The organism is Streptomyces diacarni (assembly GCF_003323715.1).
GTDB classification, from domain to species: Bacteria; Actinomycetota; Actinomycetes; order Streptomycetales; family Streptomycetaceae; genus Streptomyces; species Streptomyces diacarni.
On the sequence record NZ_QOIN01000054.1, the window covers coordinates 1 to 23253 of the forward strand.

Here is a 23253-nt window from a genome sequence, read left to right on the forward strand (position 1 = left end):
CTCAGGCCCTGCTCGGCCTCGCCCGACGCCGAGCCGACGTGCTGTTCGCGATGCTCCGCGACGGCACCCTCTACGAACCCAGAACCCCACGCCTCGCTTGACGAAAGACATAGAGGCACCCTGCCGGACAGCTTCGTCCTGGTCCCGAGCGAGCTGCCCGCAGACCGCAGCGATGTCCCCCACACTGTCCGGCCCCGAGAGCGCGTCATGCAGCCCGGCCTGCAGCCAGTCAGCCTGGTGGTCGTCAGCCTCGGCAACCGCGAGAGCAATGAGCCTTACGCCGGCCACCTTCCCCACCCGGGCCAGCGCCTCTGCAGTCTGCCGGGTCACCGCCGTGTCCTCGGCGTCCAAGAACAGCCCCACCAGCGCGTCCGCAGCCTCAGGAAAATCAGCGAAGGAAGCGAGGTCACGCCCGGCACGAACACGTTGCGACCACGAAGGAGACGACGCCTCAGCCAAGGCCGCCTCCAACCCACTCATCATCTCCGCCACGATCAGACAGTCTCATGCCCCACTCAGAAGACCGAACCCCGGGCCAACGCTGCCCACCCACTTGACCAAGAACAGTTGTAGCGGGTGGCGATCGCGCGGAACTGCTTGAGACGGCCGAAGCAGCGTTCGACCACGTTGCGGGCCTTGTAGGCCTCACGGTCGAAGGCCGGGTGGACGGCCGCCGGCCTTCGACCGCCGCAGGCGGTTGGCCTTTTGATCCGCCCGCTCCGGGATCACCGCCCGGACACCCCGCCTGCGCAGGGTCTGACGGAACACCCGGGACGAGTACGCCTTGTCCGCGATGACCGCATCAGGTCTGCGGCAGGGCCGCCCGGCACCGGCCCGGGGCACTCTCACCCCGTCCATGACCGCGTCGAAAACGGTGAAGTCGTTGACGTTGCCGGACGTGACAACCACGGCCAAGGACAGGCCCCGGCCGTCGCAGGCGAGATGGACCTTCGTCGTCAACCCGCCGCGGGACCGGCCCAGCGCCTGGCCAGCCGACGCGCGTGCCGGAGAACTCTCCGAATAGCTTGAGTAGAGGTATCGCGTTTTGGGCTCCTTCTACAGAGGAGCGTGTCTTCTCGGGAGTCCGAGTGCTGTGCCGAGGGGGACCCGCGTCGTCCTTGCCCAGGCGATCGTCTTTGCGTGCGGGTCCGCTGCGGTTACGACTGGCTTACGAACGGGCGTCGTTCCGCGGTGCCGGGCCACTGCCGGGAGACGGGCCCAGGGGCGCACTGGCGCGCGACGGCTACTGGCGCGGTGCCTCCTGCCCGGACGGCAATGCGCCGGTCTTCTTCACCGTCGTCCGCCAGGCCTCGCGGTCCGATGAGCTCGACCACCCTTCCCGCGCTGAGACGGCCTACCAAACCTTTGCACTCGAAGCCTTCGCGAAGCGTTCCGCGGCATCCCACGGCTGCACGCTGAAGGAAACGAAGGACTGAGGTCCGCGCTGACGCAAGAAGCGACTGAACGGGCTGGTTGTCCAGTGACTAGCCCTAGTCAGTCACTGTCGGCAGTAGCTTCGTTGACCTGCGACTCCCCGGGACAGCAGCGACTGAAGGTTGGCATTCTTGACACGCACGCGCACGGGTCGGAAGGCTTGTACGCGGCCGTGGCCCCTTCTTGTGTCAACGGCGGTGAAGGCCCACCGTACCCCCTCAGGATCGTCGGCGGCGAGCTTCGCCGCCTGGGCGAGAGCCTCGGGCTCCCAGACGACCTGGTAGCTCACTCCGGGCCGCTGCCGAAGATGCGGCGGTAGACCTCGTCCTGCGGACAGTGCCGCCACGGCGAGTCCCGCACAAGAACGACCAAGCTGGGAGCGAGTTACCAAACTCATCAACGGGCGCTGACAGCATCTCCGAGGGGAGCGGGCGTAACCAGCCGGCCTCCCCGAGGGGACATGCCAGGATCAGCAGGACGACGACGCGGGCCTCGCGCCACCCCGGCCCGCTGCTCATCTTGGAGTCGGTCGGTTTCGGGTCGTCGGTCACCTGCTGACAGAAGTCCAAGCGCCGTGCGGCAGGCAGCGCCGCCCCGATGCCACAGGATCGCTTCAGCAACTCTGCGCCCACTTGATGGAGATGGCGGCGACGTAACTACCGAAACTGTGCTTCTTGCCCCGCGACAGACAGACCGTCTGAACAGGGCCCCCCGTCGCCCGTATCTTGACTTTGATGTGGTCGTATTTACCGGCCGTCCCCCTGTTGGTCACACCAGCGGCCCAGACGATGCGCTCGTCGGGAGCGCTCCAGTTGCCCGTCGTGCTCAGGATGACCGTCCCGTTTTCGGAAAGCCAGCATGCGGCGCCCTTCGCGCAAGGTTTCGGCTTGCCCGCCATGCCTTTCGTCTGCGCGGTCTGAGGCGCCGCATGATCCGATTCCACCCCAGCGGCGTTGGCCACCGGACCGGCCCCCAGCACGAGGGTCGAGAAAAGAACGGCTCCCAGTGCGGCGCTCCGCTTGCTACGCATATGGTCGTCCTCCTTGGGATTGCTACTGCTGCGTGATCTCCGGTCTTCTCCGCATCACCGTAGGAGCGCCTCAACATCATCTACTACACCTTTCGGCGGAGACCGAAAACCTCTGGTAGGGGGCGAACAGGCGGCCACCACCATGCAGTGCCGAGCCCATTGTCGCGTTTGCGCTGGCCATAGAGGTGGTCGCAGTTTGGCAGTCTCCGCCTGGTGAGATGTTAACGAGTGGCGACAGCACGGGGCTCGGTCGAAGGTGTCGTCGAGTTGCGGGACCGCGTTATCGAAGACGAGTCCGGATCGGATGGCGTGGCCGGCCTCCACACGCCGAGCCTCTGCTCGGCGCCGTATTCCTCGTGCCGCTCCACTTCGGTGAATCCCAGCTTTGCGGCGAGGCGCAGCGAGCGTTCATTGGCGGTCTGGGTGCGCAGCACCACAGCTTCGCCGGGGAGCGCGTCGGCGAACCAGTCGAGTGCGGCTGTGCACGCCTCGGTGGCGTATCCGTGTCCCCACGCCTGCGGCAGGAACGGGTGGCCGAGCTCGGTCTTCCCGACGTCCGGGCGGACGTGCCCCGGACGCTCTGCGTGCGGGTCAGCGGCGGCGGCCAGCTCGCGGACGAGCGGGTACATCATTTTGCCGACAGGTTCGCCTGCGACAGATACGCCGCTGCCCGCCGCAAGACCTCGTTCTCCTGTCCCAGCAGCCGGATGCGCTTGCGGGCTTCGCGCCTCGGCCGACTCACTCGACGCCGTCACGGGCCTGGCGCCCTCGTCGGTGTCGGCGCGGCGCAGCCACTTCGACAGCGTGAACGGGTGGACGCCGAAGTCGGCGGCGATCTGTTCCACCGTGACGCCGGGCTTGCGGTTGCGCGCGAGCCGCACGACGTCCTCGCGGAACTTCTTCGGATACGGCTTGGGCACTGCGACATCCTTCCAGGCCGCCTCTCAGCAAGCCTGGTCAGGTGTCACCTATCCATGCGGCAGTCCCAACTCACCGGCCGGGCGCTTTCGGTCCTGCCCGAATAAGCTTGTTTCTATCTCGCCGCCCCAGCCAACATCGTCCCAGCCGTACGCACGCCGTTACTAGAGAATAATTGTTCAGACGCACCGATACAACTGAGGGCCAGGTGCGAAATGGAATCAAGGAAAGGATCATCGCTGGCGGGCTCGTGATGGGGGCGTTGGCCTGCCCATGGCTACGGCCGGACCCCAAAGTCGTGCGAGTCCTAGAATCAATAAAGGCATCGACGGAGCAAAAGGACCCTGAAGTCATCAAGCAGGCCTTCTCGAAGGCAGCCAAGTGGGCTTCGCAGTCAACGTCTGGGCGAGCCAGGCTCACTGGCGAGTCAGCCGCGGCGCGCGCATCGCGCGCACGGCCACCCACCTTCACTGTCCATCGGACACGGGATAACCGCTCTTCACTGAGACGAAGTTCAGCCTGAATTCAAAAAGCACACTCCAGCTCAATCTCGCACTTTTAGTCCGGCCAGCGCGCTTGTTGACCGCCGTCGGGCCCCCTCGGAAGCACCAGGTCGACGACGGCCGCTGAACAGCCACCAGCCCCGGCGAGCCCGGCGGGTGCGGCGGGGCTTGGACGTCTGTCGTGGCACCGCCGGGGGGGCGGCAGAGGCGGGTGTGCTGGAGGCTCGGGCGTAGGGGGCATCGCTTCCTGTTCGACCGGGCCGGGCGGGGGGTTGGGTGTTGGCGGAACGGAAGGGGCCGCCGGAGGTGCCGAGTTGCGAGGTGCGGTGGCGGAGGTGCCGAGTCGCGCGGAAAGGGGTCCGGTTCGCCCGTGGAGGCGAGAAGATATCCGCATGACTGCGAAGCGGCACGGCGCAGACGATGTCGTCGCGAAAGACGTCGTCTCGGGGAACGTCATCTCGGGGAACGTCATCGGCCCCGTGGTGCAGGCGCATACCATCCACGGTGGTGTGCACTTACACTCGGCGGAGCCCCCGGTGATGCCCGTGGTCACACCCGTGGCCGCCCAGGGCTCGGCGCACGCCGACCTGTTCGTGGGGCGCGCCGCACAGGTGGAGGAGGTGCTGGCGCGGCTGGAGCCGGACGGCGAGGGCCGCGCGGTGGTGGTGTCCGCGGGGATGGGCGGAGTGGGCAAGACGGCCCTTGCCCTCCGCACGGCGGCGCTCGCCGTGCGGAGGGAGTGGTTCACCGGTGCCGCGCTCTTTGTGGATCTGCGCGGCTACGACCCGGACGGCAGGACGGTCGCATCGCACGACGTGTTCGCCCCGCTCCTGCGTGCTCTGGACGTGGAGACGCAGGACGTTCCCGAGAACCGGGCGGAGCAGGCCGCCGTCTACCACCGGACGCTGGATCGGCTGGGCCGGGAGGGACGACGTGTGCTGCTCGTCTTGGACAACGCCTCCAGTGGCGACCAGGTACGGGACCTCCTGCCGCGCCATGCCGCCCATCGTGCTCTGGCGACCACACGCGACCGGCTGTCGCTGTCGGACGGAAACACGCTCGTCCTCGAGGCGCTGCCGGCGGCCGAGGCGCGGACCTTGCTCGAGCGGGCCCTGCGGAACCACCTCCCGGACGACCCCCGCGTGGCGGGCAGTCCCCGTATCGCGGACCGCCTGGTGACGATGTGCGGTGCGCTTCCCCTCGCGGTCCGCATCGTCGCGGCGATCCTCGCCGACGAGCCCGACCTGCCCCTGACGGCGCTGGTGGACGAACTGCGCATGGGGGGGCGAGCTGCGGCACGGCGAGTTGTCGGTGGCCGCAGCGGTCGACGTCTCATGGCGACGCCTACTCGCCCGCGATCCCTCGGCGGCGCGGCTCGCCCAATTATGCACACTGAACCCCGGCCCGGGGCTGGAGACCGAGGCCGCGCAGGCGCTGGACGGCCGTTGTGAAGCCGAGGTGCGGGGGTCGCTCCGTACGCTGCGCCAGGCGCATCTGCTGAGCAAGGCCGACGGCCACTGGCAGATGCACGATCTCGTGCGGCAGCAGTTGCGGGAACGCGCGCTGCCACGGCCGGCCGACGAACCGGCGGCCGCGTTGACGCGCCTGCTGGAGTACTACCTGCAAGCCGTGAGCCGCCGGGACGCGGAGTGGTTCGAGAGCGAGCGTGTCACGCTGGTGGCAGCGGTTCCCGTCTCGGTCGCGACGGGCCTGGACGGCCTCGCCGCCGACCTGGCGGCGGCCGTGTGCGCCTTCCTCACCGAGCAGTGCGACCTGGGCGTGCGCCTCGTGCTGTGCCGGCACGAGGCCGAGGCCACGGCACGCTCGGGGGACGCCCGGCGCCGGGCCGAGGCGCTGGCGCGGCTCGGCACCACCCTGGTGGCCGCCGCCCGGTTCAGCGAGGGGCTGTCCGCCCTCGACGACGCGCTCGAGACCTGGCGGGCCGTTGCGGACGCGGAACAGGTCGCCGAAGCGCTGCACACCCGCGGCCTGTGCCTGGTCCAAGCCGCACGCCACCGCCAGGCCGTGTCCGCGTTGCGCGAGTCCGCTCAGCAGTTCCGCGCGCTGGAGCTCCCGCTGCGGGAAGCGCAGGTCCTCGACGACCTCGCGGAAGCCGCGGGCACGCTGCACGATCTGGAGGAGGCGCTGTTGGCCGCTCGCCGGAGTGCCGCGCTGTTCGCCGACACGGGCGAGCGCCAGTCCGAACTGCACCTGGGCGTGACCCTGGCGGCACTCCACGCGCGCAACGGGAGATACGCCCTGGCCGTGTCGGGGATCGAGAGCACCGCGCGGGTGGCCAAGAACGAGGGGTATCCCGAGGTCGAGGCCAGGGCGTGCGCTCAACTGGCGCTGCTCCACGCGCAGACGGGCCGGCAGCGCACAGCCGCCGCCTACCGTCAGCGCGCCGTCGCACTACTGCGCCAGACCGGCGACACGGAGGCCGAGAACCTGCTGACGATGCAGTTGTCCGCCTCAATGGCGGCGATGGCCGACGACGTGGACGCCGCATCCGCACTCCAGCAACAGGTCGAGTACTGCCGCTCCTCGGGCAACAGGAACGGCGAGGGCGACGCGCTGCACCGCCTGGGACTGCTGCTGTCCGACCGCGCGAGGCTCACCGCCGCCTATCAGGTGCATCTCAAGGCCGTGGAAGTCTGGCGGGACCTGGGCAACCGGCACCGGGAGGGTGCCGAGCTCGCGGCGCTCGCGAAGGCGTTCGCGGCGGTCAACCGCCTGGCGGCCGCTCGGCGTACAGCCGACGAGGCCGTCGAGGCGCTGACCGACAGCGGCGCCGCCGACGAGGCCGCCGCGCTGCGGGACTGGGCCGCCCAACTGCCGCCCAGTTCCGAGGACGAGTCCGAGGAACTGTCCTACGCCACCACTGTCACATCTGAGAAACGTTCAGGATGTGCGGCCGTTGTCACCGGCATCGGTGTGGTGCTCGCGACGCTCTACGACGCGCCATGGTGGGCGCTGGCAGGCTGGGCGCTCCTGCTCGCCGCCGTACGTACGGGGCACGCCGCAGTCAGCCGCCGGTCGCGGCGGGGTACGGGCGCAGGCCCGGAGCCGGAATCGATACCGGAACCGATGCTGGAGGGTGCCTACCCGCAGGTGAAGGGCTGCCTTTCGGTATGCGGGGCCGCCGCGCTGGTGACCGCCTTTGTGGTGGGCGGCCCGTGGGGGCTGCTCGCCGCGTGCACCCTCGCGGCGGGGTGCTGGGTGAGCGGCAAGCAGGGGGTGGCGGTCTTCACCGTCATCGGCGTGCTCATCGTCCACTTCACGTGGGGCACATGGTGGATGGCCCTCGGCCTGGTCGCGCCGTTCGTCGGCTACCGGAACACCATGGGCCTGACGTTCGCGGACGAGACCAAGCAGGTCGAGGTGGGCTGAGCGGGCATCCGGGCCCGGACGCCGGCGCACGGACTGTCCGCCTCACCGCGCGGAGCGCCGTTCCAGGCCTGCAGTCCGAGCGCCTTGAGGATGTCGGCGGGCTCGGCGCGGCGCGCGTAGTCCGGGTGCACGTCAAGCCAGCGGATGACACTGCTCCCCGCGCCCGCACGGATGTGCCCGCCGTTGGCAGCAGCTACGCGCCCGGGCACCTGCGGCTCGGCGGTCGCGCGATGCCTCCTCGTACCGCCTCCGCGACCAGAACCGCCTCCTGCACGCCAACGCCGACCGGGCCGCGCGCGGTCGCCGACTCCTGCGTTCCCCACCCAGCCCTTGGGCCAGTCAGGCCAGCAGGAAGACCGAACGCCCCACCGCAGCGTCAAAGCCCAAGAAGCCCGCCAAGGAGCCGAACCGCAACCGCGACGAGCGGCAGGCACGCCGCGCCGCTGTGACCGGCGCCCGTGTACTGTTGCCGCTTCTTCGCCACCGCGGCCCGCACTGTCGTAGGTGTGCGTGCGCTTAAGGTCCTCTACCGCCTCGGTGGCGGTACGGAACTTCGTGCCGTCAACGGTCTTGCCGCCCGAGGTGTAGGTGTGGGACAGGTCGACCAGCGTCGTGTCGCCGTTGGTGGTCTTGATCTTGGTGGGCCGGCTGGACTTATCCAGCGTCACGGACTGCCAGGTGCCACCGGGGTAGGTGGTGGAGGTGCGAGTGTCGTTGTTGTCGCTCGCGTAGGTCGTCTTCTTCCCGTCCAGGGCCGTCAAGGAAGTCAGGCGGTTCGCTTCGTCGTAGCGGTACTGGGTCTTGCCACCGAAGTCTTCGTAGGTTTCGACGTTGCCGTCGGCGGTGTAGGTCAGCACCGTCTGGGAGCCGTCCCGGCCTCGTCGGTTGCCTCCCCTGCTTCGACCGGTAGGATCGCTGTCCGGACGCCATTTCTCGTGCTCGTTCGTATATCGCAGTAGCCATCGATCTCGGAGCCCAAGCGACCGATTTCCGACATAGAGTCGGTTACACAACGTGATCGCGTGGCTGTCCTGAGGGGTACTGCCGCGCTCCGGGCGCTTGTGAGCCAAGTGCCTCGATAGGCGCCCGGCTCATCGGGAGCGCTCGCGACAGGGTCAGCCCCAGCACCACGAGGGATCGAGGTGTCCGGCCGGCGGACGTCTCCACGGGGCCGGTCCGTGGGTGTGGAGAGGAGCCAGGGTGAGAAAGCTGGAGGAGTCGTCCACTCCTTCGCCCGGGTCCCGGCGGTGGTTGCAGCCGGTGGACGGGCAGGGCAGTGGGAGTGACCCGGAGTTCTTCGCCTCACGGCCCGATCTGGTGCTCGTCGCCCGGCGGGCGGCACACGTGCTGCCCGGTCTGAGCCTGCGCTACCTGGACATCACCGGGAACACTGTGCGCCGTGTCAGCCTCGACGTGCCCGATGCCGGTCGTGGCGTGGTGCGGCTCGACGTCCACGACACCGAGGCACCGTTCGGGCTCACCATCCGGGAGTTGGAGGTCGCCACCTGCGTTGCCGGAGGGCTGGGCAATCAGGAGATCGCCACCGTGCTGTCCTGTTCGCGGCGTACCGTCGCCACCCACCTCGAGCACGTCTTCGCCAAGCTCGGAGTACGGACCCGGGCGTCCGTGGCGACGCTGATCGCAGCGGAGGACGCTTACGTCTCCCCCTTGCCAACCTCCGCCCTCGTGCTGCCCCCGGCGCTGCTCGGTGTGCTCGATGACGAGGAACCGGCGCCGCGCCCGGCCACGTCCCGGCCGCCCGCGCGGCGGCCCGCGATCCTCGCCTCCGTGTACCCGGTCGGCCCCCTGGCAGATACCCAGGTCCTGGCGATGCGGCGCGGCGCCCGTCTGGCCGTGGGAGAGATCTCGGCGCGTGGTGGTGTGTCCGGTCGTGAGCTCGAGCATGTGACCGTGTCCGTGGCGCCGGACGAACTCCTGAGCACTGTGAGGGATCTCATGGAGCGCGGAGTGGACGGCATCGTGTTCGGGAACTTCCCGCTGCCGGTCACCTTGCCGGCGCTCGCCGCCGCCAACGCGTCCGGTACACCGGTGCTGCACAGCATGACCGGGCAGGCGCTGTCCGAGAGGGTGCGTGCCGACCCGGCCGGTCTGGGCGCGGTCTTCCAGGTCTGCTCCACCGAGTCGGCGTACGTGCCGGGCCTGCTGCGCACCGTAGGGGACCTGGAGGACCGTGGCGCTTTCCGGTCGCGGCGTCGGCGGCTCGCCGTGCTGCAGCGGGAGAGCACCTTCGACCCGGGTGTCGTCGAGCGCGTGCAGCGGCAGGCCGACTACGCCGGGTGGGAACTGGTGTTCTTGGAGTCGGTGGCCGACGCGGCCCTGGACTTCTCCGACATCGTCTCTCGTCTTGAGCTGGCGGATCCCGACTTGGTGTCGTTGTCGATCTTTCCGGAGCCGACCCTGCGCGCCTTCCTGGAGGCCGCCGCCGGGCTGCGGGAGAGCGCCACGTTCCACGCGGCGTGGTCCCCGGCCGCCCCGGAGTTCTCCCGGCGGTTGGGTGGGCTCAGCGAGGGACTGCTGTGGTCGACGGTGATCGGTAACGTGGACAGCCCGCTGTGCACCGCGTTCGAGCAGCGGTTCCGCGCCGCGTTCCGCGCGGATCCGGGGCCCGCCGCCGCGGCCGTGCACTACGACATGGTCAATGTGCTGGCGCAGGCGTGGAGCCGTGCCAGCCGACCGTGGGACTTCGTTGCCGTACGTGAACAGCTGCGCACGTCAGCGTCGTTCGGTGTGACGGGTGCCCACAAGTTCGTGGGGCGGGGCCAGCGGGGTCTCAGTTATCCGGACGAGACGGGCGACCCCGCCAGCGGGCATCCGCACCTCATCTACCGGATCACCGGCGGTTCCCACCAGCGCCTCGCGCCGCCCCTGGCCGGCTGAGCCGGAGTGATCGACCCAGCCGGAGTGGTCAGCTGAGCCAGTTCGGTGCTGTGAGCGTGCCGATGCCGTCGCCTCCGTCGACCGGAACCGTCCGCCCGTTGACCCAGCCGGCGTCCGGGCCGAGCAGCCAGCACAGGACCGCGGCGATGTCACCGGGGCGCCCGACGCGCCCGCGTACGGAGGCCTGCGTCAGCGCGTCCACGTAGGCACGTGGGACGGGATTGACGGCCGACCGCACGTCAACGAAGCCGGGGGCCACCGCGCAGCAGCGGATGCCGTCGCGGCCGTGCTCCAGCGCGATCCCGCGCACAAGGGCGTCGAGCGCCGCCTTGGACGCGGCGTAGACGGCTGTACCGAGCCTGGCTCGGGCGGCGGCGCCGCTGCTCACGAACAGCAGTGTCCCGGGGCGCCCCTCGGCCCGGCATCGGCGCACGAACTCCGTCCCCGCGCTCAGCGCCGAGCGTGTGTTCACGGCCATGACCCGATCGAACAGTTCCTCGTCGCTCTCGACGACGGGCGCGGCGGGGAACACCCCCGCCGCGTGCACCAGCGCGTCGAAGCCACCCTGCCGCGACCAGAGCCGCGCTACATGCTCGGCCACCACTCCCCCGCGGGACAGGTCGACCTCCGGGAGATCCGTGCCGGTGACCGACCAGCCGTCCGCCATGAGCCGGTCCACCACAGCGCGGCCGATGCCTCCGTTCGCGCCGATCACCAGCACCGAACGCTCCGCGCTGGTCACACCGCACACGCCCCGACCAGTGCGGGCCGCACCCGGCGTGCCACGTCGACGCAGCGCTCGAACGTCACGTCCAGTTCGCGGCAGCCCGTGATGAAGCGCTCCAGGGCCGCCATCCGCGCGCCCCGGCCCACAACCTGCGGGTGCAGCGTCACCGTCGCCACCCCGTCGGGCACGGCCTTGGTCATGTAGCGCACATCGCGCAGGAACCGCTCGAACATCGCATCGGCGTCCTGCAGGCCGGGCATCATCAGCAGTGGCGTGCGCACGAACTCCAGGTGCGGGTAGTCGTCCAGCGTCCAGGACACCGGCAGCTCGACCACTGCCGAGTCCTGGCCGAACGCGAAAGGACCGTCGGCCGAGCAGCGGTCTTTGGTGCGGGCGACGTAGGGCTCGAAGTCGGTGCCCATCAGCGACGAGTCGTAGACGATGCCGAGTTCGGTGAGGATGTCGACGGTGTGCTCGGTGAAGTCGAAGCTGGGGGTGCGGTGTCCGGCGGGCGGGGCACCGGTCAGCCTCTCGACCAACGCCGCCGATCGGCGGTTGACCGCCAGCTCGGTGTCCCGGTCCAGCGTCGACACCGGCTCATGGGCGTACCCGTGCAACGCGATCTCGTGCCCGGCTTCGGCGACGGCCGCGCTCTGTGCGGGGTACGTCTCCAAGGTGTGCCCGGGAATGAAGAACGTGGTCGGTACCTCGGTGCGGCGCAGCAGGGCGAGGATGCGGTCGATGGCGTAGGCGCCGAACTCGCCGCGGGAGACCGGGCCCGGGGTGGTCTGGCCGCGCGCCATCCACAGCGAGATGGCGTCGAAGTCGAAGGTCAGGCAGACGGTTCCGCGGCTCATGCGGGTATCTCCTCGCTCGGTGCGGTGGCGGTTTTCTGCGATTCGGGGAGGAACTCCAGGGGCCCGGGGGTGGGGTCGTCGAACAATGTGTCCAGCTCCCAGCGGGCGTAGCCGTGCCGGCTCGGCGGGCCCGGCGCGATCCACAGCACCCGGTCGGTGAGGTCCATGACCACTGAGTAGACGGTCGCGTTGCGCTCGGCCTCCGGGACCTCGGGATCGGGGTGCCGGCAGATGCCGTCCGGGGACGACCACTCGTCGCGCAGGGTGGCGACGATGTCGGTGAGGCCGATCCGGCGGTCTTCGAGGGCCGGTTCCAGCAGGTGCCGGGCCCGTACGGAACGCAGGATGGTGAGTGCGCTGGTGGCCGCCTTCTTGTCGTGCAGCGGCAGCGGTGTCTCGAAGTGGTTGGCGTGGGTGACCAGGCCGTTCTCGGGCAGCAGTGTGCCGAAGACATCCGGTGCCAGTTCGAAGTCGACGGCTTCTCCGCCGTTGCCGTCGGCGAGGAGTACGTTGCCAGAGGAGATCCGTTGGACGGGCAACAGCTTCTTGTGGGCGCCGGACATCGTCCGCGCTTGCAACGCCCCGCGCAGGAGGTAGTGGTAGGGGACTCCGGCGCCGCCCCGGTCCCGGTCGGATACCAGGAGGTTGGCGCACACTCCAAGCCCGGCGGAGTTGAGGCCGCTCTTGGCGAGCATGCCCGCCTCGGCCAGCGACAGCACGCTGAAGCCGGTCTCGTCGCGGGTGGCGAGGAGGAAGGTGACTTCCGCCTGCTCGGGGTGCCAGTCCCAGTTCTGGGCGAGCAGGGTGTGCCCGTCGCCGGTGTGGCTCGGCAGCACTGACAGGGAGGTGCAGCCCTCGTCGCGGTAGCCGGTGCCGTACAGCATCTCCGTGCGCGCGTTGAGCGCGGCGAGCCGGTGGGCGGACTGGCGCGAGCCGCTCGCCATGCCGTCAAGCATCGCGGCGATCTGGGGGGAATACGACGCGGCGATGTCCAGGTAGGTGTGTCCCCAGCGGTCGATATCGGCGTCGCTGAGCCCGGCGTCGGCGCGGAAGCGGCCGAGGTACGTGTCGAGGCTGCGGGCGATGAGGTCGGCGGTGGCGTGGCCGAGAGTCTCGCCCATCTGCCGATAGCTGCCCTGGACGACGATCAGCCGCGGGGTTTGGGTGGACGTGGTGACCACGGTGGCATCTCTCATTTCAGTTCGGTTCGGTAGGTTTCGGGCATGCGGCACACGGTGACGAAGGTGATGAGGGCGGCGAACGTCGGCAGCAGGGCGACGGCGACTGCATTGCCGGTGCGGTCGATGATCAGTGTCGCGATGAAGCCGGCGGTGCCGCCGAAGGCCATGACCGAGAAGTTGTAGCCGATGCCCAGCGCCGAGTAGCGGACGTTGGTGGGGAAGAGTTCGGCGAGCGCCGCAGGCCCCGGCCCAGAGAACGCCGCGATGATGAGCCCGATGAGGATCTGTCCGAGGAAGACGCCTGCCGGGTTGCCGGTCTGGAACACCAGCAGGGCGGGGTAGCTCAGGAGCACGAGTCCCCCGGAGCCGGTCAGCAGCAGCGGCTTGCGGCCGATGCGGTCGGACAGCACGCCGAACCCGAAGATGGCCACCGTCAGCACAACCAGGCCCACGATGTTCGACGCCTCGACAATCCCGGGGTCGATGCCGACCTCTTCGCGCAGGTGTGTCGGCAGGTACGTCAGGAAGAAGAAGTAGGCGACGGTCCAGCTCACTGTGAAGAAGAAGCCGCGTGCCATGGCGCTCTTCTGGGTGCGCAGCGCAAGCCGCAGCGGGCTCGCGCTGGTCTCCCCGGCGGCCTCCTGCTCACGGAACGCGGGGGTGTCCTCCAGGCCGAATCGCAGCAGCAGCGCGACGACTGCGGTCACCGCGCCGACGAGGAACGGCACCCGCCAGCCGAAGCCCTGCATGCCCTGCTCGCTCCACAACAGCGAGTTCAGTGCCACCACACCGGCGGCCACCAGGAATCCGGCGGCGGTGCTGACCTGGTTGAGGCTGCCGAATCTGCCGCGGGTGCCCTCAGTCGCGTATTCCACCAGCATGGCCGCGGAGCCGGCCCACTCGCCGGCGACGGCGAACCCCTGGAACAGCCTCAGCACCACCAGCAGGACTGGGGCGGCGACTCCGATGGTCCCGTAGCCGGGCAGCAGCCCGATCAGGACGGTCGCCGAGCCCATCAGGATCACACTGGCCAGCAAGGCGGGCCGACGCCCCAGCTTGTCGCCGATGTGCCCGAAGAAGACCGTGCCGAGCGGACGTGCGAGGAAACCCACGGCGAACACGGCGAAGGTCGACAGGAGCGACGACACGGAGCCGCCGCCGGAGAAGAACGCAGCGCTCAGATACACCGTCGAGTAGGCGTAGACGAGGTTGTCGTACTGCTCGAGCAGGTTACCGATGCTGCCGGAGACGACGGCCCGCAGCTTGAGACCCGCCCTGGGGCCGGTGTCGGCTGCGGGTGCCTCGGTCGTTGATGCCTTCATGGTCTCTCTTCTCGGGGGAGTCTCTTGAGCAGGTTCGGTGGGGAAGCGGAGCAGGCCACGTTGGTCACGCAGGTCAGGAGGCGGCGAGATAGCCGCCGTCCACGGGCAGCAGCACACCGGTGACGAACGAGGACTCGGGGCAGGCGAGGAACGTCAGGGCGTGTGCCAGCTCGTCCGTCTCGCCCGGCCGGGCCAGCGGGGCGCACTCGACGCGGGCCCGCAAGGCCTGGGGCGGCAGGTCGTCCAGGAGCGCCGTGCGGAAGACACCGGGCAGCAGGGCGTTGACGCGGATGCCGCGTGGGGCGAGCTCGACTGCGGCCACTTTGGTGAGCTGGTGCACCGCGGCCTTGCTCATCTGGTACGCGACCGTGGAGGGGACTGTGCCGTCCCCGGCGGGCGGGGTGGTGACGCCGTAGATCGAGCCCACGTTGACGATGACGCCTCGACTCCTGGCCAGGTCGTCGGCGAAGGTCTTGATGCCCCGCCACGGGCCGAACGCGTTCACTTGAAGCACCCGCGTGAAGTCCTCGTCGCTGGTGCCGAGCAGGTCGGCGCGTGCGCTGACGCCCGCGTTGTTGACGAGCAGGTCGACCGGCCCGAACTCCGCGCGGACGTGTTCACGCAGCCGGTCCCACGACGAGGGATCGGTGACGTCGAGGTACGCTCGGTCCGCCCGCTCGGCGTCTGCCGCGTACTGGACGTCGGCCCGCACCACGACGGCCCCGAGGCGCGAGAGCCGCTCGGCCGCGGCGGCACCGATACCGCCGGCCGCGCCCGTCACTACCGCGATCTTGCCGTCCAGTTTCATGCTCATCTCTCCTGCTGTTGCTGATGGTGGGGACAGTAGGTTCGACCAGAGGGCACAACATCGGTCATCTGACCGATGTGCAGGCGTGCAGCGGAGACCAAGGGCAGGTGAGAGGGGGGCCGTGGGGTCGACGCGCGCATCCGGGCGCGGGTGCCTCGACGCTCGGGAGGCTGAGATCACTGAGGCGATACTCAAGCCGGACAGGCGAACAGTTCACCGAGCTCGAAGAGGTTGCCTGCGATCGTGGTCTGCAAGGTGGCCAGGTCGGTCCCGATGTTCTCCATCGGGTATTCCACCACCACACGGGCGGCCCGCACCTCCTCGGGCCGGGAACGCGATGGCGGCGACGGGCTGCGCACGCCCAGTTCCCGCACGCCGACGATCTGCGCGGCATGCCGCTCGCGAATGCGGGGGGACTCGCCGGGCACGGGGACGAATGTGCCGCTGGACTGCTCTCCGGCCATGGCCGCGGCGGCCTGCTCCGGGTCGATTTCGGATTCCAGGTAGTACGTGCAGCGCACGACTCGTTGGTCACGCATGGGTTCTCCGTTGCTCAACGTCTTGTGGACCGGGGCCGTTCGTCGTCAGCCGCCGTCGCGCCGCGTGGCAGCCGCCGGGGCTGCTCCCGGGGCGTGCTGCGGGCCGGGAGATGGTCGGCCGCCGTCGGCTGTCGGCTCGTCTGCCTCCTCCCCGGCCGGGGGCTGCTTCAGGATGCGGCGTGCCCCTACGGCGGTGATCACCGGACACAGGATCGACGTCACCACGACCGACGAGGCGATGAGCACGGTCGCGGACTGGGCGGCCGGCGCGTAGACGGGATTGGCGGCCGCCACGATCGAGGGGACCACGGCCGCATTGCCTGCGGTGGTCGCCGCGGCCAGGCCCGCGATGCCGTCGCCGCCGCTCGCCTTGTCGGCCAGCAGCAGTGCCGCCCCACCGGCCAGCACCACGAACAGCCCCAGCCCGATCCCCAGCAGGCCGGCTTCCCAGACGGCCGTCAGGTTGAGCGTGAGCCCCAGAGACAGCCCGAGGAACGGCACGATCGCGGGCACTGCGGGGGCCAGGAAGCGCCGCACCTCGGGATCGAGGTTTCCCAGCAGCATGCCCAGCACCAACGGGAGAATCGCCCCCACCAGGGTCTGCCACGGGACAGCGGACAGGCCGGCGACGCCGAGCGTGACCATGCTGAGGAAGGGGCCGGACTCCAGGCTCATGACGCTGTAGGCGCCAACGTCGCGCTTACGCCCGAACTGCGCCATCAACGACATGTAAAGGCCGCCGTTGGTGTCGTTCAGCGCCGCCACCACAGCCAGTGTCGACAGACCCGCGAAGGCCCCGCCACTGACCGGCGACTCGCCCAGGAGGCGCCCCAGGACGATGCCGACGAGCAGCGCGAAGACGACCTTGGTCCCCAGCAGCACACCGCCCTTCTTCGCGATGTAGGGCGCCGCCTTCACATCCAGGGTCGAGCCCAGGCAGATGTAGAAAACGGCGAGGATCGCGGGCAGGCCGGTGTACAGGGCCCCGGTGAAGGAGCCGAAGAACTCTCCGGAGCCCGGGGCCGCCGTGTGCACCACGGCGCCGACGAGCATAGGGACGAGCATCACTCCGCCGGCCGAGTTCCAGGCGGAGAGCCATCCTCAAAGAGCTGCAGCAGGCCCGGCAGGTAGACGTCAACACCCTGGCGGAACGCTTCGCGGTGTCCGGCATGACGATCCGCCGCGACCTGGCCGAACTCGACCACGCAGGACTACTGGACCGCGTGCACGGCGGCGCCGTCCCCCGCCGGGCCCCCGCCTACGGCTCCCGCTCCTCCACGATGCGGCTTGAGAAGTCGAGAATCGCGCAGGCCGTGGCCAAGCTCGTCGAGCCAGGCGCTTCCGTGGGGATCGATACCGGCACCACCTGCACCGCCGTTGCCGCGGAACTCGCCGGCCGGAACGACCTGACCGTGATCACCAACTCCTTCCACGCAGCGTTCGAACTGCGCGACACAAGGAGCCGGGTGCTCGTCCTGGGCGGCCTCATGACGCCCGAGCTCAGCCTGACCACCTCCACCGCCGCTCAGGAAAAGCCACAGATCCACCTGGACTTGCTGATCCTCGGCTGCGGAGGACTGTCCGTCGACCGCGGGGTCACCTACTTCGACCCCGCCGAAGTCGAGGTACGCCGCACGCTCCTGGACCTTGCCGACCGCGTGCTTGTCGCCGCCGACCACACCAAGTTCGACCGCAAGAAGGCGATGGCCCTCGGCGGCCTGTCCATCGTCGACCTCCTTGTCACCGACCAGACGCCTCCCAGCGAACTGCGGCGCGCTTTCACTGAGGTCGTTGTCGCTTCGTAGCGATCAAGCCGAAGTCGAGGATGGCGTCTCGGATGCGGAGATCGCCCAGGTGGTGGGGGTCTGTGCCGAGAGCGCGCGGCGTTGGCGGCGGGTGCGGGAGCAAGACGGTGCTTCGGTCCGGGGAGACGGACAGCCACCGGACGCCCACCCAGGCTGGACGACACCCGGGCCGAGATGGGCCGGGCCGCGTTGGAGCAAGGTGCCCAGGCCCACGCTTTCGAAGCCGGCCTGTGGGCCCTCGAACGAGTCGGCGCGATCGTCACCCGGGCAGCGGGGGTGGGGTTGTCGACGGCGTCAAGGCGGTCGAATAGATCAGTGGGCGAACCCCAGGCCATGGAGCGCCGCCTCTGCGCCGTGTTCGACGTGCATCCCGGCGATCGCGCGGATGGCTGTGACGTCGCCGTCGGCCATGTATGCCAGGAGGCGCTGATGTTCGTGGTCGCTCTGGATGAGCCGTTCTTCGACGTGCGCGGCGTTGAGGAACCTCTCGCAGCTGTTCCAGAGGATGCGTGCCATCCGCTGCAGGGCGGGTGACTCCTCGATGCTCTCGAATACGGCGAAGTGGAAGGCCTGGTGCGCTGTCAGGTACTTCTCCCTGTCACGGTCGGAGTGGATGACGTTGCTCAAGGCCTGGTATCGCGTCGACATCAGCTGAGCTGTTGCCTCGGGGCGCTCGGACGCGGCCCGCTCGGCGGCAGCCACCTCAACCGTCTTCAGCAGCATGAACGAGTCGACGACGTCGAACCGGACGATGTCCGAGACGAACGCGCCCCGTTGGGGGTAGGTGACGGCGAGGCCTTCGGCATGGAGTTCGCGCAGGGCCTCCCGCAGCGGTACCCGGCTCACGTCGAGTTGCTCACTGAGTGCGTCGAGCCGCAGGGGTGTCCCGGGTTTGAGTTCCCCCAGGACGATTTTCCGGCGAAGTGTCTCGGCGACGTAGTCCGTGCGGGTCGCCCGCGTACTCGTGCTTGGTGACATGAACCGAACCCTACTCAGTGACGTTTCCACGCGACGGAGCCGTGCATGCAGCGGCGTGGTCGCCGACGGTGGCCGGTACGGGGGTGCCCCGGGCCGCGCCCCGTCTCTACGGAGAAGCGCGGCCCGGAGCGGCGCGGATCAGCCGGAGAGCAGAGCTCCGGCGTCGGGGACGCGGGGTTTCAGGCCGAGTTCGGTGAGGATGCGGTGGGTGGTGGCGGTGGCGGCGGACAGTACCGGCAGGCCGATCTCGTCCTGCACCGGCTGGATCGATGCCAGTGAAGGCATCTGCACGCACGCGGAGAGCACCAGCGCCTCGGCGCGGGACAGGTCCAGTCTCCTGTGGTGTTTGCGTAGGTCCGCCGGGTCCAGCCGGGCCACGGCGAGGTTGTCAGGCACCCGCAGCGACAGCGAGTCGACCACCTCGACCCCGGCGTCGGTCAGGTAGGCGACCACGGCCTCGGTGAGCGGCTCCATGTACGGGGTGATGATCGCGACCCGGCGCACGCCGAGGGCGGCGATGCCGGACAGCAGCGCTCCAGCGCTCGACACCACGGGTGCGTGCGAGCCTTCGGCGCGCAGGACGTTCGTGATGTCTTTCTCGGCGGCGCAGTGGTACCCGGGTCCCTGGGCCATGATCGCGACCAGGCAGGCGGTGGCGACCACGTCCGGGCGGGCATCGGCCAGCTCCGCCGCGGCCCGCTCGGCCTGGGCGTTCATCGCCCGCAGCTGCTCGGGGGTCACGTGCTGCATCCGGGCGCGCGCGGCGTGGAACGTGAACCACTCGCCGGGGATCGCGGTCTCTCGCGCCGCCAGCATCCGCGGCAGCTCGGTCTCCATCGTCAGGTTCGACGACGGGACGATCATCCCCACACGGTGGTCGCGGCTCATCGGCGGTTCACCGGACGCATCTCGGGCACGGTCAACTCACCTGCGTCGACGATCAGCTCATCGTCGAGGTAGAGACTGTTGCCGCGCATCGGGATGTCGAAGTGGCATGCGGTGTCGTTCGGGCCGCCGAGCTCGTTGTTGGGTCCGATCGAGAACATCACGTTGCCGTAGAAGCTGCGCAGCTCCATGCCCATCCCGCCACCGAACTGGGTCAGGCCGTGCCAGTGCGCGCGCTCGTCCAGCCCCCAGCCGACATGGGACATGCCGTAACCGCGCGGGTCATCGAAGCTCTCGATGTAGGAGCGCAGCAGGTCCGCGTCCAGTCCCGAGGAGTTGGCGCCGCCGCGGATGTCGCGGATGAAGCCCTTCTCGATCGTGAGTTCCACCGGGGTCTGCACGTAGCTGTTGAACGGGAGCAGCACGTCCCCGGGGGCGAGCACGATCTTGCCGTCGACCCCGTCGTCGGCCCCGCCGGTGAACACGAACGCCGCCGGCCAGTGGTCCCATCGGCCCGGGGTGTCGGTGTAACCGTACTCCGACAGGGTCGGGTACACGCCCAACTGGTAGGTCACATCGGTGCCGTGCGGGCTGGTGATCCGCATAGAGGTGGCGTTGGCCAGCAGTTCGGCGCCGGTCTCGACGCGTTCCCGCAGCTCGGTTGTCGGCATCAGGCGGGCCAGCAGCTCCGGTGGCTCCACCGCGGTGAGGATCCGCGTGCCCGCCTCCTGGATCGCGAACTGCTCCGGGGAGAACAGGAGGAACGTGCAGTCCACCACCATGTCGGCGGCCTTGAGCGCGTCCACCGCGAGCGGCAATGCGCCCAGCCCGGAGTCCCCGACCGCCCACGCGCCCGCTGCGCCGGCCGGCGACGGCAGCCGCATGTGGTAGCCCAGCGCACCGCGTTGCTGGATAGCCCACAGGAACGCGTCCGCGTACTCGGCACGCTCGCTGCCCCGGGTCAGCACCACCACCGTCTCGCCCTCGTGCACCCCGGACAGGGTGAGCTGCCGCAGACAAATGTCGTTGAACAGGTTCTGGTCCATGCGGTTACTCCTTGTTCTCGCAGTAGGTGAGCAGGTGAGGAGTGAGGAGGGCGAGGAACTGGTCGAGGTCGTCCCACGGCACCATGTGCCCGGCACCGGTGACCGGGACGATGGGGATGTCGGGGCGGGCGCGGCGGAGTTCGTCGACGGCGTGGGGCGGGACGACGGGGCTGTCGGCTCCGTGGACGAGCAGTACGGTGCCGCGGAGTTCGGTCCAGTACTCGAAGAAGTCCTCCGTCTCGAATCCTTCGTGGGTCTCCACGACGGCGGTCGGGTCGCAGGTGGCGAGGTGCCGCGCGCGCAGTTCGAGCTCGCGGCGGGGCCAGTTGGGGTAGTACCTGGCGACGCCGTCTGCGGTGGTGCCCGCCTGCGCTTCTCGGAGCTGGTCCAAGAACGCCTGTCGGGTGGTGGGGTACGGCGGCCGGCCGGGACCGGAGGTCGGCGGGTCGACCAGGATCAGGGGGCCGTGGTCGTCGGCGGCGTGGCGGGCCGCGTAGGCCGCCGCGATCCGGGCGCCCATCGAATGGCCGACGATCACCGGTGCGCGAAGGTCGAGTGCGTCGATGAGTCCGGCGACGTCGGCGGCGTAGTCGACGAGGCGGTATCCGCCTGACGCTGCCCGGTCGCTGTGCCCACGGCCGCGGATGTCCGGCACGACGACGCGGAACCCGGGTGCGGACAGTCGTGTGGCCAGGAAGTCGGCGCAGACGGCCGGGGTGGTGATCCCGGGCAGGATCAGCAGTGCCGGGTGGGTCGGGTCCCCATAGGTCACAACGCTGTGTCGCAGGCCGTTGGCGTCTATGGTTCGGCGCTGCCCCTGCGGTTCGTCCACGGTCATCGGTGGTCGCTTTCTCGGCCGGCAGCGGCCAGGTAGGTCAGTGCGTCGTCGAGGTCGACGACGTCTGCGTACTTCTGCTGGATGTCGAACAGGTTCGCTTCGTGCGGCCCCTCGTCCCGGTCAGCGACGGCCGCGTGCGGGACCAGTACGGGGAAGCCGAGCTGGACGGCGTCGACGACGCTGGCCCGTACGCATCCGCTGGTGGTCGCGCCCGCCACGACGAGGGTGTCGGCGCCGGTGGAGACGAGGTAGGGCGCGACGCCGGTGCCGAAGAACGCGGACGCGCCGTGCTTCACGAAGACCGGCTCGTGCGGCCGCCGGTCCAGAGCGGAGTCGATCTCGACGAGGCGGCTGCCGGTGGTGAGTGACGCCATCCCGGTGGCCTTGTCCAGCCAGGTCAGGGAGCGGGCTTCGCCGGGGCCGTAGGCGATGGTGGTGAAGGCGACGGGCAGGTGCCCGGCACGGACGGTGTCCAGGAGCCTGCGTGTCGCCCGTACCGGGCCGGCCATGTCGGCTCCGGTGGGGTATCCGGGATCGGTGAACCCGTAGGTGAAGTCCACGACGAGCAGCGCGGGGCGGCTGCCGCGCCGGACGGTTCCGCCGAATCCGGCCCGGTGGTAGGTCGCCTCGGTGTCGCAGCCGGTGCGGGGCTCTGCTGTCATCAGGCCACCTCTGTCGCTGTCGCGGTCGTCGATTGAGTGGGGCGTGGAGCGGATCGGCGCACGCCGAAGTAGAGCAGGGCACTGCCGATGACCAGGGCGGCGTCGAGGTAGATCGCCGCAGACCAGCTGCCGGTCGCGTCTCTGACCACGCCGCTGAACACGGGGCTGGTCAGCGCGCCGACCTCACCGATCAGGTTCCACATGCCGAACGCCGCTCCACGCTCCTTTGGCCCGACGAGATCGGCCGTCAGTGCCTGGGACATGGGCTGCACCGCGTTCAGGAACAGTCCGGTGCAGAACATCAGGACGCCCATGACCCACAGCGAGGGCATCTGGGTGAACTGCAGGTAGGCCCCGAAGAGGAGGACGAGGCCGCCCTGCACGGCCGTCGCCGTGATCAGCAGGTTGCGGCGGCCCATCTTGCGGCGGGACGCTTTGTCCGACAGCCACCCGCCGACCGGGAATCCGATGATGCCCGCGCCGGCGTTGAAGGCCGCGACCAGCCCTGCGGTCGTCAGCGACGAGTGGGCGGCGGACGACACGATGGCCACCGACCAGTAGCCGAACAGCCAGATGCTCCACAGGATCGCGATGGCCGCGACGTAGATCAGCGTGGTGTCCCGGTCTTTCAGGGAGACGGCTGTGCCGATCGACCCGCGCCGCCGCATCACGAGCACGATGCACGCCGCGAGCACGACCTGGAGGGCGGCCGACGCCCACTCCGGGAGCCCCACGCTGTCGCACAGCCAGAACAGCGCCATGATCAGCACGCAGAACACGGCCGAGATCAGCATCAGGTTCCGCAGCGGAGGGCCGGGGCGGATCGGCCCGACGAGCCGACGCATGAACCACCACATGACGACCGCGAAACCCAGGGTGAATGCTCCGAAGACCAGAAAAGGCATCCGCCAGGCGTGGTCCTTGCCGAGCACGTCGACGCCGAAGTCCAGCAGCGGTACCGCGAAGATGTTGGCCACGGTGAGCCCGAAGGCGAGGCCCGTGATGGCCACGCCGAGCCCGAGGCTGCGGAACCGCTCCGGGGTGTGCGCCACGATCAGCGCCCGGTCGTTCGAGTAGAAGGCCCCCTCGCCGAGGCCGGTGATCACCCTGAGCGCGACGAAGGTGATCAGGCCGGTGATCAGGCCGCTGACGATCGTGGCCAGGCCGGCCCACATGAAGCACACCGAGAGCAGCGTCGCGTGCCCGTACCGGTCTCCCAAGCGCCCGCTGGGCAGCTGGGTCAGCATGTATCCGGCGAAGAACAGGCTGCCGATGAGTCCGCCCAGCGCGTGCGGATTCTGGGCGGCGCCCATGAAGTCGATGTCGTTGTCGATCATCCACGTCACGACCGGGCCGGTGAGCGCCCGATCGGCGTAGGCGAACAGCCATCCCCCGAACAGAACGAACCACAGCGTTCTGTACGAAGGCATCC

At 69.5% G+C, this 23253-nt stretch carries 19 protein-coding genes and 1 pseudogene; 3 read left to right on the forward strand and 17 right to left on the reverse strand.

Features of this window, described 5'->3' with window-relative positions:
- Positions 1-515: 515 nt before the first annotated feature.
- The 3 genes and pseudogenes from DTL70_RS26960 to DTL70_RS33900 all read right to left on the reverse strand — a co-directional run.
- Positions 516-1011: pseudogene (locus tag DTL70_RS26960) on the reverse strand (IS5 family transposase); the annotation flags it as partial.
- A gap of 1036 nt (positions 1012-2047) precedes the next feature.
- Entirely contained in the window at positions 2048-2464 is a 417-nt protein-coding gene (locus tag DTL70_RS26965) for a hypothetical protein (protein WP_114024621.1), read from the reverse strand.
- Between the two features lie 221 nt (positions 2465-2685).
- Positions 2686-3384: a GNAT family N-acetyltransferase gene (locus tag DTL70_RS33900; RefSeq protein ID WP_114024622.1), complete on the reverse strand. Its 699-nt coding sequence runs from the start codon at positions 3382-3384 to the stop codon at positions 2686-2688.
- Between the two features lie 893 nt (positions 3385-4277).
- On the opposite strand from DTL70_RS33900, the gene DTL70_RS26975 reads away from it, so the two are divergent.
- Complete coding sequence (locus DTL70_RS26975) at positions 4278-5336, forward strand: ATP-binding protein (RefSeq protein ID WP_114024623.1); 1059 nt, start codon at positions 4278-4280, stop codon at positions 5334-5336.
- 1878 nt (positions 5337-7214) lie between these two features.
- Here DTL70_RS26975 and DTL70_RS26985 read toward each other — a convergent pair.
- Positions 7215-8132 carry an RHS repeat domain-containing protein gene (locus tag DTL70_RS26985; RefSeq protein WP_181861101.1) on the reverse strand — a complete coding sequence of 306 codons (918 nt, stop codon included), beginning with the start codon at positions 8130-8132 and terminating at the stop codon, positions 7215-7217.
- Positions 8133-8475: 343 nt separating this feature from the next.
- Between DTL70_RS26985 and DTL70_RS26990 the strand changes: the two genes are divergently transcribed.
- Positions 8476-10173 (forward strand): ABC transporter substrate-binding protein, encoded by a 1698-nt coding sequence (locus DTL70_RS26990; RefSeq protein ID WP_220183655.1) that lies wholly within the window; start codon positions 8476-8478, stop codon positions 10171-10173.
- A 28-nt stretch (positions 10174-10201) separates the two neighbouring features.
- On the opposite strand, the gene DTL70_RS26995 is transcribed toward DTL70_RS26990, so the two are convergent.
- The 7 genes from DTL70_RS26995 to DTL70_RS27025 all read right to left on the reverse strand — a co-directional run bounded on the left by DTL70_RS26995 (position 10202) and on the right by DTL70_RS27025 (position 16672).
- Positions 10202-10915 carry an SDR family NAD(P)-dependent oxidoreductase gene (locus DTL70_RS26995; RefSeq protein ID WP_245979810.1) on the reverse strand — a complete coding sequence of 238 codons (714 nt, stop codon included), beginning with the start codon at positions 10913-10915 and terminating at the stop codon, positions 10202-10204.
- A complete protein-coding gene (locus DTL70_RS27000) occupies positions 10912-11757 on the reverse strand; it encodes a polysaccharide deacetylase family protein (RefSeq protein ID WP_114024627.1) in 846 nt (281 codons plus the stop codon). The genes DTL70_RS26995 and DTL70_RS27000 overlap by 4 nt, the downstream gene beginning before the upstream one ends.
- Entirely contained in the window at positions 11754-12953 is a 1200-nt protein-coding gene (locus tag DTL70_RS27005; RefSeq protein ID WP_114024628.1) for a C45 family autoproteolytic acyltransferase/hydrolase, read from the reverse strand. Before DTL70_RS27005 ends, DTL70_RS27000 begins: the two co-directional genes overlap by 4 nt.
- Positions 12950-14260, reverse strand: a complete 1311-nt coding sequence (locus DTL70_RS27010) for an MFS transporter (protein WP_114024629.1) — start codon at positions 14258-14260, stop codon at positions 12950-12952. Before DTL70_RS27010 ends, DTL70_RS27005 begins: the two co-directional genes overlap by 4 nt.
- 73 nt (positions 14261-14333) lie before the next feature.
- Positions 14334-15074: an SDR family NAD(P)-dependent oxidoreductase gene (locus tag DTL70_RS27015; protein WP_245979813.1), complete on the reverse strand. Its 741-nt coding sequence runs from the start codon at positions 15072-15074 to the stop codon at positions 14334-14336.
- Positions 15075-15259: 185 nt separating this feature from the next.
- Positions 15260-15607 (reverse strand): hypothetical protein, encoded by a 348-nt coding sequence (locus DTL70_RS27020; RefSeq protein WP_114024631.1) that lies wholly within the window; start codon positions 15605-15607, stop codon positions 15260-15262.
- A gap of 45 nt (positions 15608-15652) precedes the next feature.
- Positions 15653-16672 (reverse strand): 2-keto-3-deoxygluconate permease, encoded by a 1020-nt coding sequence (locus tag DTL70_RS27025; protein ID WP_114024632.1) that lies wholly within the window; start codon positions 16670-16672, stop codon positions 15653-15655.
- 32 nt (positions 16673-16704) lie between these two features.
- Here DTL70_RS27025 and DTL70_RS27030 point away from each other — a divergent pair, with 32 nt between their 5' ends.
- Complete coding sequence (locus DTL70_RS27030; RefSeq protein WP_281278730.1) at positions 16705-17412, forward strand: DeoR/GlpR family DNA-binding transcription regulator; 708 nt, start codon at positions 16705-16707, stop codon at positions 17410-17412.
- Between the two features lie 312 nt (positions 17413-17724).
- On the opposite strand, the gene DTL70_RS27035 is transcribed toward DTL70_RS27030, so the two are convergent.
- The 6 genes from DTL70_RS27035 to DTL70_RS27060 all read right to left on the reverse strand — a co-directional run bounded on the left by DTL70_RS27035 (position 17725) and on the right by DTL70_RS27060 (position 23251).
- Positions 17725-18390: a GntR family transcriptional regulator gene (locus DTL70_RS27035; protein ID WP_114024634.1), complete on the reverse strand. Its 666-nt coding sequence runs from the start codon at positions 18388-18390 to the stop codon at positions 17725-17727.
- A gap of 138 nt (positions 18391-18528) precedes the next feature.
- Positions 18529-19254: a maleate cis-trans isomerase family protein gene (locus tag DTL70_RS27040; protein WP_281278729.1), complete on the reverse strand. Its 726-nt coding sequence runs from the start codon at positions 19252-19254 to the stop codon at positions 18529-18531.
- Between the two features lie 20 nt (positions 19255-19274).
- Positions 19275-20321 (reverse strand): 2,5-dihydroxypyridine 5,6-dioxygenase NicX family protein, encoded by a 1047-nt coding sequence (locus tag DTL70_RS27045; protein ID WP_114024636.1) that lies wholly within the window; start codon positions 20319-20321, stop codon positions 19275-19277.
- A gap of 4 nt (positions 20322-20325) precedes the next feature.
- Positions 20326-21159 (reverse strand): alpha/beta fold hydrolase, encoded by an 834-nt coding sequence (locus tag DTL70_RS27050; RefSeq protein ID WP_114024637.1) that lies wholly within the window; start codon positions 21157-21159, stop codon positions 20326-20328.
- Entirely contained in the window at positions 21156-21821 is a 666-nt protein-coding gene (locus DTL70_RS27055) for an isochorismatase family protein (RefSeq protein WP_114024638.1), read from the reverse strand. The genes DTL70_RS27050 and DTL70_RS27055 overlap by 4 nt, the downstream gene beginning before the upstream one ends.
- Positions 21821-23251, reverse strand: coding sequence for an MFS transporter (locus tag DTL70_RS27060; protein WP_245979817.1), 1431 nt, complete (start codon positions 23249-23251; stop codon positions 21821-21823). The genes DTL70_RS27055 and DTL70_RS27060 overlap by 1 nt, the downstream gene beginning before the upstream one ends.
- Positions 23252-23253 lie beyond the last annotated feature (2 nt).

Bases quoted from the DNA above. Each gene is read 5' to 3' on its own strand.
- DTL70_RS27020 (WP_114024631.1), bottom strand. From the start codon at position 15,607: ATGCGTGACCAACGAGTCGTGCGCTGCACGTACTACCTGGAATCCGAA.
- DTL70_RS27035 (WP_114024634.1), bottom strand. From the start codon at position 18,390: ATGTCACCAAGCACGAGTACGCGGGCGACCCGCACGGACTACGTCGCC.
- DTL70_RS26965 (WP_114024621.1), bottom strand. From the start codon at position 2,464: ATGCGTAGCAAGCGGAGCGCCGCACTGGGAGCCGTTCTTTTCTCGACC.
- DTL70_RS27040 (WP_281278729.1), bottom strand. From the start codon at position 19,254: ATGATCGTCCCGTCGTCGAACCTGACGATGGAGACCGAGCTGCCGCGG.
- DTL70_RS27060 (WP_245979817.1), bottom strand. From the start codon at position 23,251: ATGCCTTCGTACAGAACGCTGTGGTTCGTTCTGTTCGGGGGATGGCTG.
- DTL70_RS27045 (WP_114024636.1), bottom strand. From the start codon at position 20,321: ATGGACCAGAACCTGTTCAACGACATTTGTCTGCGGCAGCTCACCCTG.
- DTL70_RS27055 (WP_114024638.1), bottom strand. From the start codon at position 21,821: ATGACAGCAGAGCCCCGCACCGGCTGCGACACCGAGGCGACCTACCAC.
- DTL70_RS26975 (WP_114024623.1), top strand. From the start codon at position 4,278: ATGACTGCGAAGCGGCACGGCGCAGACGATGTCGTCGCGAAAGACGTC.
- DTL70_RS27010 (WP_114024629.1), bottom strand. From the start codon at position 14,260: ATGAAGGCATCAACGACCGAGGCACCCGCAGCCGACACCGGCCCCAGG.
- DTL70_RS27025 (WP_114024632.1), bottom strand. From the start codon at position 16,672: ATGCTCGTCCCTATGCTCGTCGGCGCCGTGGTGCACACGGCGGCCCCG.
- DTL70_RS27000 (WP_114024627.1), bottom strand. From the start codon at position 11,757: ATGAGCCGCGGAACCGTCTGCCTGACCTTCGACTTCGACGCCATCTCG.
- DTL70_RS27015 (WP_245979813.1), bottom strand. From the start codon at position 15,074: ATGAGCATGAAACTGGACGGCAAGATCGCGGTAGTGACGGGCGCGGCC.
- DTL70_RS27005 (WP_114024628.1), bottom strand. From the start codon at position 12,953: ATGAGAGATGCCACCGTGGTCACCACGTCCACCCAAACCCCGCGGCTG.
- DTL70_RS27050 (WP_114024637.1), bottom strand. From the start codon at position 21,159: ATGACCGTGGACGAACCGCAGGGGCAGCGCCGAACCATAGACGCCAAC.